12 protein-coding genes are annotated in these 18,163 nt (G+C 47.2%); all 12 read left to right on the forward strand.

The features are described 5' to 3' along the window. Nucleotides 1-502 precede the first annotated feature (502 nt). On the forward strand, nt 503-2,839 hold the full coding sequence (locus G3352_RS15005) for a helix-turn-helix domain-containing protein (RefSeq protein WP_163757579.1): 2,337 nt from the start codon (nt 503-505) through the stop codon (nt 2,837-2,839). Nucleotides 2,840-3,122: 283 nt separating this feature from the next. Next, nucleotides 3,123-4,076 (forward strand): ABC transporter permease, encoded by a 954-nt coding sequence (locus G3352_RS15010; RefSeq protein WP_063566889.1) that lies wholly within the window; start codon nt 3,123-3,125, stop codon nt 4,074-4,076. A 45-nt stretch (nt 4,077-4,121) separates the two neighbouring features. Then, on the forward strand, nt 4,122-4,994 hold the full coding sequence (locus tag G3352_RS15015) for a carbohydrate ABC transporter permease (protein ID WP_024633116.1): 873 nt from the start codon (nt 4,122-4,124) through the stop codon (nt 4,992-4,994). A 65-nt stretch (nt 4,995-5,059) separates the two neighbouring features. After that, nucleotides 5,060-6,559 carry an extracellular solute-binding protein gene (locus G3352_RS15020; protein WP_099856847.1) on the forward strand — a complete coding sequence of 500 codons (1,500 nt, stop codon included), beginning with the start codon at nt 5,060-5,062 and terminating at the stop codon, nt 6,557-6,559. A 23-nt stretch (nt 6,560-6,582) separates the two neighbouring features. Continuing rightward, nucleotides 6,583-7,695, forward strand: coding sequence for a glycoside hydrolase family 88/105 protein (locus G3352_RS15025; RefSeq protein ID WP_163757581.1), 1,113 nt, complete (start codon nt 6,583-6,585; stop codon nt 7,693-7,695). A 220-nt stretch (nt 7,696-7,915) separates the two neighbouring features. Next, on the forward strand, nt 7,916-9,427 hold the full coding sequence (locus G3352_RS15030; RefSeq protein ID WP_163757583.1) for an extracellular solute-binding protein: 1,512 nt from the start codon (nt 7,916-7,918) through the stop codon (nt 9,425-9,427). A 164-nt stretch (nt 9,428-9,591) separates the two neighbouring features. Next, on the forward strand, nt 9,592-11,643 hold the full coding sequence (gene pulA, locus G3352_RS15035) for a type I pullulanase (protein WP_163757586.1): 2,052 nt from the start codon (nt 9,592-9,594) through the stop codon (nt 11,641-11,643). Nucleotides 11,644-11,925: 282 nt separating this feature from the next. Continuing rightward, nucleotides 11,926-14,805 (forward strand): type I pullulanase, encoded by a 2,880-nt coding sequence (gene pulA, locus G3352_RS15040; RefSeq protein ID WP_163757588.1) that lies wholly within the window; start codon nt 11,926-11,928, stop codon nt 14,803-14,805. Nucleotides 14,806-15,083: 278 nt separating this feature from the next. Beyond that, complete coding sequence (locus G3352_RS15045) at nt 15,084-15,716, forward strand: 50S ribosomal protein L25 (RefSeq protein ID WP_076287804.1); 633 nt, start codon at nt 15,084-15,086, stop codon at nt 15,714-15,716. Between the two features lie 264 nt (nt 15,717-15,980). Beyond that, nucleotides 15,981-16,499 (forward strand): hypothetical protein, encoded by a 519-nt coding sequence (locus G3352_RS15050; RefSeq protein ID WP_163757590.1) that lies wholly within the window; start codon nt 15,981-15,983, stop codon nt 16,497-16,499. A gap of 272 nt (nt 16,500-16,771) precedes the next feature. Then, entirely contained in the window at nt 16,772-17,737 is a 966-nt protein-coding gene (locus G3352_RS15055) for a helix-turn-helix transcriptional regulator (protein WP_163757591.1), read from the forward strand. Nucleotides 17,738-17,785: 48 nt separating this feature from the next. Beyond that, nucleotides 17,786-18,148, forward strand: a complete 363-nt coding sequence (locus tag G3352_RS15060; protein ID WP_063566897.1) for an HIRAN domain-containing protein — start codon at nt 17,786-17,788, stop codon at nt 18,146-18,148. Nucleotides 18,149-18,163 lie beyond the last annotated feature (15 nt).

The following is an 18,163-nucleotide window of genomic DNA, read 5'->3' on the forward strand; positions in this document are numbered from 1 at the left end:
AGGGCGGAGAATGAACAAACGTCATTCTCCGCCCTTAACGTACGGGAAAGTAGGGCCCGTTATAGGTCTATACAAAAAAATCCACGCTGAACACAGCGCGGAAATAGACCCGGACACGTACAATCCCGGAGGCGATTTATGATATCCGCTGTTCTTAACTAAGTACAGGGTAATGGCGCATCATGAAATACACGTATGCCACAAGGCACAAGTGAATCGAAGGCCAAACTCCTGAATATGAAACTTGTTAGTTAAGAACGCTCACCGACATCAAAATCTCTCCTTTGATTGAGGAATATGCAACTAATATAAACTGGAAATTGCTTTGAAGTCAACCTTCAATAATAAATAGTGGACTTGAATAACAATGGGTTTTAAAATAACAATAGTAAATTAATCCAATGAAAGCGATATTATACATACGTTTTGCATTAGTTCGGGAAGTGATTCCGAAATCGTTCTCGTTCAAATCACGCAAAATGCACAAAGGAGGATGCTCTTTTTGCCTAAATACCTGCTGCGTTTGCTCTGTTTTACCATGATACTCGGAGCCCTTCCGGTCATTATAATTGGTTCGGTCTCCTATTCGATTGCCTCAAGTGACATTGAGCAGAAGGTGCGGGAGAGTAATTTGCAGATTCTGCATCAGACCCAAATGCGGGTAGAGCAAGTTTTGCGCAGCCTGCAATTATCGTCCATCCAATATGTGAATTCTCCACTGGTATTACAAGCGATGAAAAAACCGCTGGACAGCAGCGAATTTCAGGAAATTCGTGATCTGACTTCCGGATTTAATAATTTGCAATCGGTTACAAATATTGATCAGGCCTATCTCGTGAATCTGGATGAAGACTGGGTTGTTTCGATGCGATCCTTTGGAAAATTGGATGATTTCAGTATTCGGGACCGGATAGGCTCTTATTTGAAATATACAAACAGCCTGTTTTGGGTGACGCAAAATGTGAGTTCAACCAATGAAAGTATACCGGTATCGGCCGGAGTCGGTGAAGCGGCACAAGAACAAGCGCCTACCCTTATTTCATCCGACAATGTGGTCAGCATGGTATTCAAGATTCCGATGATACCGACGAATGTGAAACCAAAGGGATTTCTGGTTATAGATATAGCCGATACAGAGCTAAGCACATTTCTAAGTCGAAATCCGAATTCAGGGGATATGTACGTCCTTGATCGGGAGCAGAAATATTTTCTCAATGATACAGAACAAGACGGGAAATACGATGCGCTGAATCAGGAAATCCACGAAAAGGTAGAAACGACGGGACAGTCGGAGGGTTTCTTCAGCGCAGAGGTGGAAGGAAGTCAGGTGGCGGTTAGCTACAGGCAGTCCCCACTCAATGGCTGGTTGTATGTGTCCGTTGTATCGCTGAGTCAGATAACTGCCCAGTCGCAGAAAATTGCATTGGTTACAGGTGTGGCTACGCTGGTCATGTTATGTTTGACGGGACTAGTAGCCTTCTATGGCAGTCGTAAGATGTATTCTCCCATTTCCAGACTTCTGCAGTTTACGAAAGGACTGGATTCTCCAATGGCTCCGTCGGGACGCCGTCAGGATGAATTTATATACATTGAAGAGCGATTATCGACTTTGTTCAGCTCGGAGAAAACGATGCGTGAGCAGATGAAGGGACAGCATGTTCATTTGCAGGAATTTTTTATGACCAAACTGCTTACAGGCAAAATATCGGAAGATGACTTCAGATATCAGGGTCAGTTATACGATTTTCCAACCTCATGGGCTAGACTTGGGGTACTTACACTTCAGATTGACACCCTTGAAGGGACAAGGTATGAAGAGCAGGACCGGGATCTGCTGCTGTTCGCATTAAACAATATGGTTGGTGAACTGCTGCCCTCTGAGATTCGTTTCGCACCTGTCATGATTGATGACGCCCAAGTTACGGTATTGGCATCCGTGCTGGATGATGAAGTACAACTAAAAGAGTGGATGCACACTCAAGCGGAATTGATCCGTGAGCGGGTCGTTACCTATCTGAACCTGCCTGTAAGTATCGGTATTAGTCGTTCCTATTCTGCAATAGGTGATTCGCCAAGGGCTTACCAGGAGAGTCGTGAGGCTCTGCAAGGCAGGGTAAGTCTGGGCAGTCGTATTATTTTGCATTACGAGGATATTCAGCCGCGCGGACAGACGGAGGCAGCGTTATATACACAGCTCAGGATGATTGAGGACCAGTTGGCTTCTGCACTCAAGCAAGGGGACGAGGAGAAAACCGATGCGTACTTTAAGCAATACCTCAGTCTGCTCGCGGACAAGAAGCTGCACTTCAGCGAATACCCCGTTATCATGGTTCAGCTATTGTCCCGTGTGTATCAGCTTGTACAGGAGCAGGGGGGGAATGTTGCGGAAGTATTGGGTGAAAAGGCCTCCATGGCTCGATTGCTGAAGTTGTCCACATTGGATGAAATGACGAACTGGTTCCGCAAATGTTTATTTCAACCTGTCATTCGATTCTGGCGCGAACAGGAAGAGTCACAATATTTGAATATTGCCCGGCGCATGATTCGGCTGATCGAGGAGCGATATGATCGTGAATTGTCACTGGAAGCTTGCGCAGAAGAACTGAATTTTCATCCAGTCTATCTGAGCCGTGTGTTCAAGAAGGAGGCTGGTGTGAACTTTACGGAATACCTTGCCGAATACCGGATGGAAAAAGCTAAAACCTGGCTGCAGACGACCAACCTGAAAATATCAGAGATTGCCGAGAAACTCAATTACACGAACCCTACCGCTTTTATCCGTACATTTCGTAAAATTACGGGAACTACCCCCGGAAAATACCGGGAGCAGCAGCGATAAAAGCAACCTGCTCTGCCTGCCATGGCAGGCAGGTTTTTCTTTGTTTTAGGGTCATTCTTTGTTCTGTGTTCGGAGCAGGGTTAAGACGGGAATATCGAAGGTTAAATGTGGTTCATTCAGGGGAGCAACCCAGAGTTACAAATGCCTTAAACCCTTGCTGCATAAGGGAAAACAAGAAGCTAAAACGAGACGATAGCCAGTTACCCGTTTATCCTCCACAATGAAGACATGAATTCAGGAAGTGATATTTTGTAATCGTTTCCAACGTGGGGAGGAAGACACTATGAAAGCCGAAACGGCGGCTCGGACACGACCCGCTACCCGCAGTGACAAAAACCTGCTGTGGAGGGACATCATCAAAAACCGGTGGCTCTATATTATGTTGATACCGGGCGTGCTCTACTTTGTTATTTTCAAATACATACCCATGTACGGCATTACGATGGCTTTTCAGGATTACACGCCTTACAAGGGCATTCTGGGCAGCGACTGGGTAGGGTTCAAGCACTTCCAGCGTTTCTTCGGGGAACCGCAGTTCTGGACTTTGTTCCGGAATACGTTTTTGCTAGCGATTTATAATATGGTGTTCTTCTTCCCGCTGCCAATTGTATTGGCACTCATGATGAATGAAGTTCGCCGTGAACGATTCAAACGATTTGTACAGACGCTGGTATATGTTCCGCACTTTGTTTCCTGGGTTGTTGTGGTTGGTGTGTTCTACATGCTGTTCACAACCGAGGGCGGAGCTATTAACGAATTACTTTATAACCTGACGGGGCAAAAAGTGGCGTTCCTGCTTGAGCCTGGCTGGTTTCGAACGATGATTGTTGGACAATCCATCTGGAAAGAGGTAGGTTGGGGCACGATTATTTTCCTTGCGGCACTCTCCGGTGTAGATACACAGCTCTATGAAGCTGCACGGATGGATGGTGCCAATCGCTGGCGTCAGACATGGCATATTACGCTGCCTGCCATCCGCAGTACAATCATTATTTTGCTCATTCTGCGTCTGGGTAACTTCCTGGATACAGGCTTTGAACAGATCTTCCTGATGCTCACGCCGACGAACCGGGATGTGGGTGAGGTATTTGATACCTACGTCTACACCAAAGGTCTCACACAGGCACAGTACAGCTATAGTGCTGCTGTTGGTTTGTTCAAGTCGGTGGTCGGATTGGCGCTTGTACTGGGTGCCAACACGATGGCCAAAAAATTCGGGGAGGAAGGCGTCTACTAACGCTTGGCAGCAGACGTTCTTCACCAGACAGGAGTGAACATTAAGATGCAACAGGATAAAACGTGGGGCAACCGGATCTTTGATATCCTCAATCATGGTTTTCTGCTATTGATCGGAATCGTGACCGTTATCCCGTTCATTTATATTTTGGCCGTCTCGTTTACTAGTCCACATGAAGTAGCGAAGGGAGGATTCATTCTTTTTCCGAAAGAATTTTCCCTTGCTGCTTACCGTTATATCTTCTCTACAGACACATTGATTCGCAGTCTGGGTGTATCAATCTACATCACCGTCATCGGAACACTGCTTAACCTGCTGTTCACGTCGCTTATGGCGTATCCGCTCTCCAGAAGATACTTGCGTGGACGTCAGCCGATCTTGCTGGGTGTACTGTTCACCATGCTTTTCAGCGGGGGAATGATCCCAACCTACTTTGTCGTAAAATCATTGCACCTGACCGATACATTATGGTCTTTGATGCTGCCTACCGCAATTAGTGCGTTCAACCTGATCGTACTTAAGAACTTCTTCCAAGCCATACCGGACGAACTGGAGGATGCCGCCAAAATTGATGGATGTAACGATGTGGGCGTATTGTTCCGTATTGTTCTGCCTTTGTCGATGCCAGCAATGGCTACATTTTCTCTCTTTTACGCGGTGGCTCATTGGAACAGCTTCTTCAACGCTGTCATTTATATCAACGATAGTGAAAAGTGGCCCGTACAGGTATGGTTGCGGGAAATTGTCATCCTGGCTCAGAGCCGGATCGGGGATACCAGTATCGAAGAGACCGAGATTCAGCCGCTTACCATTCGCATGGCCGTTATCGTGTTCTCCACGATTCCAATCATGCTGGTGTATCCGTTCCTGCAAAAACACTTTGCCAAAGGAGTGATGCTGGGATCGGTAAAAGGTTGAAAATGCGCATGGTTGTACATCAGAACGGGTTCATGACTGTATAAAACAGGGGAGGTTTTCGTTTAATGAAAGCAACAAAAAAGAAAGCCGTAGCTGTCTTGAGCACACTGGCATTGGTAACAGGCCTGCTGGCAGGATGCGGATCGGATGAAGGTCAGGCTGCCGAGGGCGGCGTGCAGAACGTGTCCATTGCAATAGCACAGGTGGGCGACGTACCGAGCAAAGGTAATGAGGTTCAGCAAAAGATCGAGGCGTATACGAACACCAAACTGGACATTCAATGGATTCCGGCTTCGGCTTACAATGACAAAATTAATGTCATGATCGCATCCAGCGATATGCCCAAAATTGTGAAAGTGCAGTATAACCCAACCGTAACCAGTGCGATGCGTAACGATGTATTCTGGGAAGTTGGACCTTTGTTGAAGGATTATAAAAATCTGTCTGCACAGAACGAGCGTTTCTTCGACAATATCAAGGTGGAAGGCAAAATCTACGGGGTACCCGTATTCTCTGATATTGCCCGTGCAACGGTGATTTACCGTAAAGACTGGTTTGATAAGTTGAATCTCAAGGTACCAACGACACCGGATGAATGGTATGAAACGATCAAGACGCTGGCGACCTCCGATCCGGATGGAGACGGTCAGGATAATACGTTTGGACTAATGCTTTTCAAAAAGTATAACGAGGATCAATATTCCTTCACTACACGTCTTGGCGTAAGTTTTGGTGCACCAAACAAGTGGAAGGTAGAAGATGACGGCAGTTTTACGCCGGAATTCATGACACCGGAATATATGCAGGTGCTGGATTTGCTGAAACGTTTGTATAGCGAGAAACTGCTGAATCAGGACTTTGCCGTATTTGACTCCACAGAAGCGGAGAAGAAATATGATACAGGCGTTGTTGGCATGCGTATCGGTGTTGCCCAGAACGGGAAGAGCCAGCAAGAGCGTCTGTCCAAGAATGACCCGGATGGCGTAGTAGACATTGCAGGTTTGCTTGGCGTGAGTGGCGACCGTGTAGCGGGGCAGACGGGTAACTCCGGTATTCTGGCCTTCCCAAAAGCGACGGTGAAATCCGAAGATGAGCTGAAAAACTTGTTGTCTTTCCTGGATAAATTGATGGACCCGGAGATGGCGACACTGCTGATGCGTGGTATTGAAGACAAACATTACAAGAAGGCTGGCGAAGACCAAGTGGAGATGAGCGACTTCGATGCGTTCCAGCGTGAAGTGAAGCCATATCGTGATAACTTGCCTTACGTAGAAGGATACAATGTGCCGAAATTGAAAGATACCGAACTCGGTGAGAAGGGTACGGAACTTGCCAAAGAGCTGGCGGAACATGCTGTGCCAAACCCTGCATTAACCTTGTACTCGTCTACTTATGGCGACCGTGGGGCAGATCTGGATCAGATGATTGCAGATGCGCAGACCAAATATATTATGGGCAAAATCGATGAAAATGGCTGGAAACAGGAAATCGAGAATTGGGGCAATGCGGGCGGTACCAAAATTCGTGAGGAATATGCCGAAGACTACAAAAAACAGGCTAAATAAAAAGCCGGAAGCGGAGGAACATCATGAAAGAAACCCTGCAATTCACACCGGTACGGATGGCTGAACAGTTCATGGAAAGTTATCGCAATCATGAGCTGTATCCGACCTGGCATTATGAAAATGGTTGTCTGCTGAAAGCGCTGGAAGAGCTGTACACCCATACCGGAGAACAGAAATATTTCGACTACATCCGTGAACTGATGGATAACTTCATTCAGGAAGATGGCTCGATTCGCTCCTATGCAGTCGAGGAGTATAACCTGGACCAGATTAACCAGGGGAAATCGCTGTTCCTGTTGCTGGACAAAACGGGTGAAGAGAAATACCGTAAAGCCGCGGATTTGCTCATGGTACAGCTTAAGGGACAGCCTCGTACGAGTGAAGGTGGATTCTGGCACAAGAAAATCTATCCGTTCCAGATGTGGCTGGATGGGCTGTATATGGCCACGCCGTTCCTAACGCAGTATGGTTCGGTTACAGGCGAGGAGAAGTGGTTTGACAAGGCGGCATTACAGCTGCTGCTGGTGGAGAAACGTACACGTGATCCACGCAGTGGTCTGCTGTACCATGCCTGGGATGAGAGCAAGGAACAGCGCTGGAGCTCGGGAGAAACCGGATGTTCTCCGCATGTATGGAGCCGGGCGATGGGCTGGTATGTGATGGCGGTAGTGGATACATTGGATCATCTGCCTGTAGATCATGAGCAGCGGGGTCAGATTGTGGGGATTTTCGAACGTGTAGCGAATGCGCTTGTACATGTACAGGACCAACAGTCCGGGTTATGGCCTCATTTGCTCGATCAGCCAGGGCGTGAGCGTAATTATTTGGAGGCTTCGGGAACCTCAATGTTTGTATATGCACTGGCGAAGGGCGTACGTAAGGGTTATCTGAGTGGCAAGTTTAAAGCGATCGCAGAAAAGGGTTATCAGGGTCTGCTGCTGCATCTGCTGCAAACGGACCGTGAAGGTGTATTGTCCATGACGCAGTGTAATGGCGGAGCAGGATTGGGCGGTACCCCGTATCGTGACGGGTCATACGAGTATTATGTGACTGAATCCATTCGGATCAATGATCCGAAATCGGTAGCTCCATTTATTTTGGCAGGAGTGGAGATGGAACTTTACAAGCCCAACTAACATGTATGAGAACGGAGAGGACAGAAATAACCTGAGGAAGCGAAGCGTTCGCCTAAAAGCTTTCTGAAAGAAAGCTGCATCGGAAGCATACGCTTATCCCCGGATTTTCCCCTTTATTTAAAAGGGAATCAAAAAAAATCTGGGGATAACAGCGATCAGAAGGTTGTTCTGTCATCCGAGTGCTTAAGTACATAACCTTTATCCAAAGGAGAGATGGTTCATGAGTCCAAAAGGTCGGATGTCTCGTTTAGGCGGATTGGTCGTGGTTGGTGCAATGTCCGCCGGACTGCTTGCAGGCTGTGGGGGAGAGAAAGCGCCTGCGGCAGGGGAAGGCAAGCTTCCCATTTCGATTTCTTTGATGCAGGTTGGTGATGTGCCAGCCAAGGAGAACGGGATTGAACAAAAGATTGAGGAATATACGAATACGGATGTCAGTGTACAGTGGATTCCGCAATCTGCTTTTGATGATAAAGTGAATGTCATGGTAGCTTCGGGCGAGATGCCAACCATCATGCGCGTGAATTATGTACCCACAACATTTAACGCAGCCAAAACGGGGCTGTTCTGGGAAATTGGACCCTACCTGAAGGATTACAAAAACCTGTCTGCCCAATCCGAGGCTTATTTTGACAATATCAAAATCGAAGGAAAGGTCTACGGGGTACCCAACTTCCGCGATATCGGGCGTACAGCCATCGTGTACCGCAAGGACTGGTTCGACAAGCTGAAGTTGGATGTACCGAAAACACTGGATGACTGGTACGAAGTGATGCGCTCCATTCGCAAGGATGATCCTGATGGTAATGGCAAGGAAGACACGTATGGAACGGTACTGTTCAAAAAGTACAACGAAGGTGTATCCTCTCCGCTCACACGGATCGCCGTAAGCATTGGTGGGGTGAACAAGTGGGGTGTGGATGATGCGGGTAAACTTACCCCTGAATTCCTGACCACAGAATATGTGGATACGATGAAGCTGTTCAAGCGTCTATTCAGTGAGGGATTGATCAACAGTGACTTCCCAGCGCTGGACCCTTCCGATGCGGACAAAAAAATCGACTCCGGTCTCGTAGCCATGAAGCTGAACGGTGTTGCTCAAAACGGAAAGTCGTTCCAGCAACGGCTGACACCAAATGTGCCTGATGGCGAGATTGATGTGGCCCCGTTCCAAGGACCAGATGGCATTCGAATTGCCGGGGAACCGGGGAACTATGGGATGCTTGTTATTCCTAAAGCTTCCGTACCGGACGAAGAACAGTTAAAACAGGTGCTGACGTTCCTGAATCAACTGATGGACGAACCGCTGAGTACACTTCAGTTGCGTGGTCTGGAAGATGTGCACTATACGAAGACTTCAGATGGCAAAACCGAGTTCAAAGACTTCGACGGATACCAGCGTGAAGTGAAGCCTTATCGTGACAATCTGCTAAGCGTTGAAGGTTATAACGTGCCTGAGCTTGTCGATGTACCAATCGGTATGAAGGGCACGAAGATGGCACGTGAGAATGAGCAGTATGCTATTCCAAATCCGGCGCTGACCTTGTCTTCTGCTATCTATACTGAGCGTGGCCAGGAGCTGGACCAGATGATCTGGGATGCACAGACCAAATACATTATGGGCAAAATCGATGATGCTGGATGGGAGCAGGAAGTGGCGAACTGGAGAAAATCCGGTGGTGACCAGCTCATTTCCGAATTTGAAGCGTCTTATGCCCAGCTGAACGGGAAGTAATTTGAAGAACAAGCTGTGTTTTACGTGAAATGACGTGAAGCATGGCTTGTTTTTTATGTTCTTTTTCATCCTCGAGATTATGGTTAGGTGACAGAAGGGGTATAAAAGGTAAGGAGCATTTGTTCACATCCATTTTATTGCTCATCGAGAGGGGAATATACAGCATGATTGATGACCATCACAAGTTAGACGTATTAAACGTAGTAGATACATACCAAGGAAGAGATCTGGGTGTCACGATGGAACCACAAGCCTGTAGTTTCAAAGTGTGGGCGCCTACCGCAAAGCAGGTTGACGTGCTGATATCCCCGCCTTCAACAGGGGGAAATCCCAATGAACAGAAGAATCAGGACGAACAGAAAGAAATACCTATGCACAAGCAGGATCAGGGCATCTGGTCCCTGAAGCTCGAAGGTGAGTGGAACGGTTATTGTTATATGTACAGAGCCACCTTTGAGGACGGACGGCAGGAGATAGCGGTTGACCCCTATGCACGAGCTGTAACCATGAATGGAGAAATGGGAGTCATCGTCAGCCTGGAACAGACCCACCCGAGTGGCTGGAATGAGGATATACGTCCAGAACTGGCGAGCCCGGTAGATGCGGTCTTATATGAGCTGCATGTACGCGATTTCTCGATCCATGAGTCATCCGGCATGAGGCACAAAGGAAAGTATCTTGCTTTTACCGAGACAGGTCTGCGCGATTCAAACGGGAATACACTGGGAATCGATCATTTGGCTGAACTGGGAATTACTCATGTACATCTGCTACCGGTTTATGATTTTGCGACAGTGGACGAATCGAAGGCAGATGACGGGACTTCCGATTGCTCACGTTATAACTGGGGCTATGATCCGCTCCACTACAACGTTCCAGAAGGTTCCTATGCATCCCGTGCAGATGAGCCGGAGACAAGAATTCGTGAGTTCAAATCGATGGTACTCGCCCTTCATCAGAAGGGGATCGGAGTCATTATGGATGTGGTGTACAATCATACGTTTGATACGGCAGCCAGTTCATTTGAGAAGCTTGTTCCAGGATATTACTACCGTCAGAATCCGGATGGCACGTACAGCAATGGATCAGGTACAGGCAATGAAGTGGCTACCGAGCGACCTATGGTGCGTAAGTTCATTATCGACTCCGTACGGTACTGGGCAGAGGAATACCATGTGGACGGGTTTCGTTTTGACCTGATGGGTCTGATCGACATGACAACGATGAAAGAGCTCGCAGCTGAACTGCATGCCGAGGTTTCTCCATCCATTCTCTTATACGGGGAACCTTGGGGTGCGCTGGAATCACCACTTGGGGATCAAATGACACTTAAGGGAGCACAGCGCGAAGCCAGGTTTGCCGTATTTAACGATAACTTCCGTGGAACGATCAAAGGCGATAGCGACGGAACGGGGACCGGATTTGCTACAGGAGCGGAGGGAAAGGAAGATGACATATGGACAGGCGTACGGGGAGCCATTACCGATTTTACCGCTGGCCCATCTGAAACGATTAATTATGTAACTGTACATGATAATCTCAACCTGTGGGACAAAGTCGTCCAGACACAAGGATTGCACGATACGCTGGGATTTATCACATATAGCGAGGATGGTCGTGTGAAAGGCAGCGCCAACGTGGCAGAGGCTGTACAGCAGGCGAAGCCGTATTTGTACGTTGACACGGATCACATACTGGAGAACGAAACGGTCCGGCGCTGTCTGCTTGCTAATGGCATAGTATTGACTTCCCAAGGGGTTCCATTGCTTGCGGCTGGAGATGAACTTCTGCGAAGTAAATATGGCGATGCCAACAGTCATGAGAGTGGAGATTCAGTCAATGCCATTCGGTGGGAGCAAAAGCAGCAGTTTAAGCCTGTTTATGATTATTATCGTGGCCTGATCCGTCTTCGGCGCGAGCATCCTGCCTTTCGTCTTCGCACCCGGGAAGAGATTGAGCTCCATGTTCGATTGCTTGAAAAAGGAAAAGGGCTGTTGGCCTATGAACTGGCAGGAACGGCTGTCGGAGATTCATGGGGACGAATAATCATTATCTACAATGCTTCCAAAGAAACCCGTACAACCTCCGTTCCTTCAGGTACATGGAATGTGGTTGTAGAGCAGGGGCAGGCTGGCACTGAGACGCTGCGTACAGCCAAAGACGGTCAGGTCAGCGTTCCTGCTATATCCATGACGGTTATGTATTCAGATGAGTGAACTTGTTGCACCCTTTCTCCATTGTGGAGCGAGGGTGTTTTGCTTTTCACCATCTTTTTTTCATCAGGACAGGTACAAATGCTGTCAATCTATGGCGCTTGTTTACATATGCTGTATCTTGAAAGCGATTGCTGTGAGGATTTGCTTCACATTCAATATGCTAATTGAAAGCCTCTGCTCAACCGATATGTTGAGTACAGACAACCCCGGGTTGACAAATGACGTCTCGCTCCGTAACATCGGGACAACACGAAATCAATGGATATAAAGGCGGTGGGAACGATGCCGGAATGGACATCTTTTCGTTATGAAGGCAACGATCTTGGCTTAACATATACGCGTACAGCAAGCACATTCAAGCTGTGGGCACCTACAGCTCAGCAGGTTTCGTTACTCATTTTTGATAATGAGGGACATTACGATGCAACTGGTAAAGTAACCGAACATGATGACGGACAGAAACGGTCGATGACCCGTGACCCGGATGGAATATGGAGTGTACAGCTTGAAGGGGATTGGGCCGGACATTATTATATGTATCACATTACGCATGATGATCAGCATATTGCAGTGGCACCCGATCCTTACGCTCGTGCTGTATCGGTGAATGGTCAGCGAACAGCCATCATTGACCTGGATACAACCAATCCAGTGGATTGGGAAGAGGATGTGAAGCCTGTATTCCTGCGTCCGGCAGATGCAGTGCTATATGAATTACATGTGCGAGACTTCTCCTCCGACCCCCATGCCGATATTCCGTATAAGGGCAAATATTTGGCATTTACAGCTTCCGGGTTGACGGACAGAGGTGGCAATTCCATCGGAGTAGACCATCTTGTCGAACTCGGCATCACACATGTGCATCTTCTGCCTGTAGCGGATTATCAGACGGTTGATGAATTGGCAGTGACAGCAGACGTCGGTTCGAATGCCAAATTGCCATACAACTGGGGTTATGATCCACAGCACTATAACGTGCCGGAAGGTTCCTATGCGACCAATCCACGTGATCCTGCGGTTCGAATCAGGGAATTCAAGGCTCTCATTCATTCCTTGCACCGACAAGGCATTCGTGTTGTGCTTGATGTGGTTTATAACCATACGTACAGCGTGGATGATGGACCTTTTGAACGGATTGTACCAAATTATTATTATCGTTACCGTGAGGACGGCACATTGAGCAATGGTTCGGGTGTAGGCAATGAACTGGCTACGGAGCGCCCCATGGTGCGAAAATATATTTTGGACTCTCTCCTGTATTGGGCAGAGGAATATCATGTGGACGGGTTTCGCTTCGACCTCATGGGTCTGATTGATACAGACACGATGAACGAAGTGACCCGCGAGCTAAGAGAACAGATTGATCCGGCTTTTCTGATCTACGGGGAGCCGTGGACAGGCGGAGATTCACCTCTGGATCGGAAAACGTTAAAAGGAACACAACGCGGTCAGGGATTTGCTGTATTTAACGATCATTTCCGCAGTGCCATCAAAGGGGATAGTGATGGGATCGGCAAAGGTTTTGTTACCGGAGCAGACGGTAGGGAGTACGAAATTGCCATGGGTGTAGCCGGAGCGCTGGATGATTTCACATCTTCACCGGTGGAATCCGTTAATTATGTGACGGCACATGATAATCTCAACTTATGGGACAAAATCGCAACAACGATGTACCTCAGGCATGATCTCGGTTACCCGGTATGGAGAGACGGGCAGCCCGTAGAAGGAGGCAGTGCGGAATCGGCGGTTAAAGCGGCGGACCCTTATCGTTATGTCGATGCGGATGATGTACTTGATCATGAGATGGTCCGTCGTTCCTTGCTCTCAACAGGAATTTTGCTTACCTCACAGGGTATTCCATTTCTTCATGCAGGAGATGAGATGCTGAGATCCAAAGCAGGAGATCACAATAGTTATCGCAGCGGGGACGCCGTGAATACGATCACTTGGGCTAACAAAGCTCGATTCAGACCTGTTTTTGACTATTATCGCGGCTTGATTCATCTGCGGCGTACACATCCGGCCTTTCGCATGATTAACGCCGAGCAGGTACGTAACCATCTTCGCATGATGCGTGCAGAAGGAAATGTGGTTGCATTTACACTGGATCACGGAGCGAATCAGGATACTTGGAATCAGATCGTGGTAATTTACAACGGAACGGGTCAGCAGCAGCAAGTGAGTCTGCCGGAGGGTGACTGGCATATTGTTGTGAATGATCACCAAGCAGGTACAGACCTCATTGAGACGGTGAGCGGGAACGCAATGGTAGAACGGTGGTCATTGATGGTACTGTACGACACGGAATATGCTGGTGGTACTGAACCGGCTGTGATTGAGATTCATTCGCCGCGTCTTGTGTACAGTGCCGGAGAGATTGCTGGTTTGCGAGCATCAGTCAGAGACCGTTTTGGTAATGTGGTGGAGAATGCATCTGTGACCTGGAGCTCTTCGAACCCACAGATTATTGCGATTCAATCCGATGGGACAATTCATATGGGGGAGATTGGGGAAGCAACGATCAGCGCCCAATGTGGCACGATTACCACAGAGTGTACGCTGCAGGTTGATCACCTCCATCCGGAACGAATTGAAATTATTGGGGAATCTGTAATGTACACGACACGTGTCAGTCGATTCCGCGCCTTGGTTCTGGATCAATTCGGCCAGCCTCTGCAAGGTATGAATATACGGTGGAGCTCGTCTAAGGTGGACCATGCAGTGGTTAGTACAGCAGGAATTGTGCGTGCTTTAACACCAGGGTCTGCCCAGATTATCGCAGAGGCTGGAGGGATTCAGGCATCTCTGAATGTCAAAATCCACAAACCAATTTCGCGAATTGTCACTCTCCGATATGAACGGGAAGATCAGCATTATGAGGGATGGGATGTCTGGGTATGGGGCACAGGCATGGAGGATGGAGCTGTCCCCTTTGAGCTAGTGGGTAATGCAGCAGAAGCCCGTTTTCGGGTGGCTGCAGGACTGCATCATCTAGGCTTAATCATTCGGTTGAATGAATGGGAAGCGAAAGATACCTGCGGAGATCGTTATGTTGATATCGGTCCTGAAGACGGAGATGTGCACATTATCGTTCACAGTGGGTCGGATCAAATGCAGGTTATCCGTGAAAGTGATGATGAGGATGATCGTAACAGCGCATAGCTGGCTAAGTTATAACTTCATACAAAGGTTGAAAAGTATAGGCTTAACAAGCGGTCGGAAGGTATTCCGACCGCTTTTTTGTTCATCAGAAAGAACCATTTTCACCCGAAAAATAAAAAAACTGTACATGTCAGTGTTTGAGATGGTCTTTCATTGGGGTAAATATAGATATGGCCCCAGATTCGGCCACGCACGAAAAGGCCATTCTGGTCTAAGAGAGAAGCTTACGGCTTCCTAACAAATATAAGTAAGGATCCCTTGAAGGAGGATGTTCAATCATGAAATCCAACGGAAAAATGGCTCAACTTACGGCAACACCAAGAACTGAAAAGAAAGGTGCAGCATTGCGCCTGTTAAGACAAGGCGGACGTGTTCCGGCTGTCGTTTATGGCCCGGGATTAGAAGGTGCCGCGATACATGTAGATGAAAAAGAAGTGCTGAAAGTAGCACGTACAGGTCGCTCCGAGATGTTCAACCTCAATCTTGAGGGTGGCAAAACGGTTCCAGTGCTGATCAAGGATCAGCAGGAACGCAACGGACGTCTGCTGCACGTGGACTTCCTGCAAATCTCGAAGAACAAGCCGATCAGTGTTAGTGTATCGATCGACTTCCAAGGTACCGCAGCCGGCTCCAAGGCAGGCGGTGTGTTCCAGACACAGGAAACTCAACTGGAGGTCGAAGGACTCCCGGCTGATCTGCCAACCTCCATTGAGGTGGATGTTAGCGGACTGGAAATTGGTGATCGTTTGACAGCTGGAGATATCAAGCTCGATAAAGGTCTGACTCTGGTGACGTCAGGGGATTCCATCATCGCTTCCGTGATGCCGCCACAAGCGGCTGAGGAAGAGCCTACGGCTTCTGCTGATGAAGCAGCACCGGCAGCACCAGAAGAACCAGCTAAAGAAGAATAGGGAGTCAGAATATTTATTATTCTGTATCTCAACCAAGCCCGGTCATCACGACCGGGCTTTTTTATATTGGAAATGGACCAAGTGGAGTCGCAGGAGATGCGCGATAATGAATGTCGTTTTAACTTATGACAGATTGCCACATAGTCGCGTTATTCGGTATGATGACGTTGCCTGTTTGCGTGAAACAGCGTTACAGTATACTATGATTCGGAGCAGCAACAATTCACTTTGGAATAATTTGCATAAGAAAGCAGGTTTCACAACATGTTTGATCCGACGATTTATGACAATTTAAAAGTAGGCTTCGAAAATTACCTATATGATCTCGATAATTTGGATGAACTTATTTCCATAACGGATCGGAAGGATCAGCTTGAGTTGGCCCGTATGTCCAGAGAGTTGGTGCTGCAATTCTGCCTGCGAGATTGCCCTGACTTAACAGGCGAAGTGGTACTGAACACATCGCTTGAGGATCTCGCGGCTGAGATTCTGGAGACACCAGGTGGTCTATCAGGTTGCCGTTTACGGCTGCGGTTCAGAATGGTTGTTAAGGAGCCTGAGACTCAATGTCCTGCGATTAGCTCCATATTACAAGAGAGCTGGCCAGAACAACGAAAATTGCAGCATATTCATTATATATTTGAAGATCAGCCAGCAACTTACGCTGTCACAGCTGAAGTACATTTTGACCGCAGTGTGAATGAAGATCAGATGGGAGATATCCCTGATCTGTGCGATCATATGGTCAATGTGCTGACTAAATTATTGCAATTGCACAAATAAACAAGTGAAAAAGTCTTGTCTCTGGTCAAAGAGACAAGACTTTTTTTATTTTTTTTTGAATGCTAAATAGGCTATCAGGCGTAGGTATAAGGACTTGAGGTAAATATTTTACGCAAGCAAGTAAGAGAATGTATATTTAATAAGCCGAATAAGTGCGATTGAACTATATACCTAAGGTGAAAATGCGAAAATAAGTTTAGGACTAAAGATTTAGTACCGGACTAAAGGAACTAGTTTTCCTTGCCGATAAAATATCGAAGGGGAGAAACTACATGACAGAGAAATTAATTCGTCTTCTGCGTATACTTCAGGCTATACAAGCGAATCCCGGAATTTCCGCCAAAGAATTGGCGTTGAAATGCGGTACAACTGTGCGCACGATTTATCGCGATCTCCGAATTTTGGACAGGGTTGCCCCTATCATGAATGAAGGTTATGGCAAGGGGTATCGGTTCATTGGTGAATTTGCCATGTATCCTTTGGATTTTACCGAACAGGAAGCGATAGTATTCTCCATGCTTCCATCCGTGGTGGATACTTCGCAACTCCCGGCTGAATTTGATTCAGCCTTTGACAAGGTGATGACAGCCCATACGAAAATGAAATCGAGAAACAGTGACATTGTAGAAAATATTGCAGGCATTATTCGTATGGGTACACCTGCATACCGGGAAGAAGGGAAGTATCCCAACTTGCTTATTCCAGTCATTGAAGCCATTCTGGATCAACAAACGATTCGAACCCAATATCACACGCTTACGAAAAATGAAATAACGGTCCGCGACATTGACCCCTATTACCTCATTCCGCGCGATCAGCGTTTCTACTTGATTGGTTATTGCCACTTGCTGCAGAAAGTCCGTTTGTTTCGGATCAGTCGCTTTCTGGACGTTATACAGACCAATACCCATTTTGTTATGGGTGATTTCAACATAACGCAGTTCATGAAAAACACATGGTCTATTGATCGTGGGGATAAACTTATCCATTTCAAAGTAAGATTCACTGAGAAAGTGGCCCCCTACATAAAAGAAGAAGAAATGTTTGTTCGTCCACGAATGACGGATACGCCTGATGGCGGATTGTTATTTGAAGTAACGCTGAACAGTAGTCGTGAATTCCTGAAATGGTTATATCAATTTGGCCCCGAAGCGGAGGTCCTTGAACCCCGCGAATATCGTAAAGAAATTCGTAAACAACTCATAGAGTGGATGAAGCATTATGAGGAAGATCAATAATTTTAATCGATCTAAATTTAAAAAAAATGTGTAAAAGGAGCTTTTGTGATGAGTACCAAATTATTTGCAGCCATGTATGGAATGGAGCATTATCATGGTGTAGAAGCTTTAAACGTAGGCGATATCCTGTTTCTGGTCAAAGACCCTGACAATCGGGTAGACTCTCGAGCCATCAAGGTAGTGGTTCCCCCCATTGGGACGGTTGGATATATTGTTAATAATCCGCTGCTTGCTCCTCATGGCTGCTGGACAGGATCGGGAATCTATGATGCTTTCCGCCAACAAACCTGCGCTAAAGTGAGGTTTGCCATGAAAGATATGATTATTGTGGAGTTAATTGAAATGATGTATGTTCCTGTTCCGCATATGGATAGTTTTATTGCAGACTGGCAGTCACGTGAAAAAGCCTGACAAAAGCACAGGTGT

The organism is Paenibacillus sp. ALJ109b, assembly GCF_010747435.1.
Lineage (GTDB): Bacteria > Bacillota > Bacilli > Paenibacillales > Paenibacillaceae > Paenibacillus > Paenibacillus taichungensis.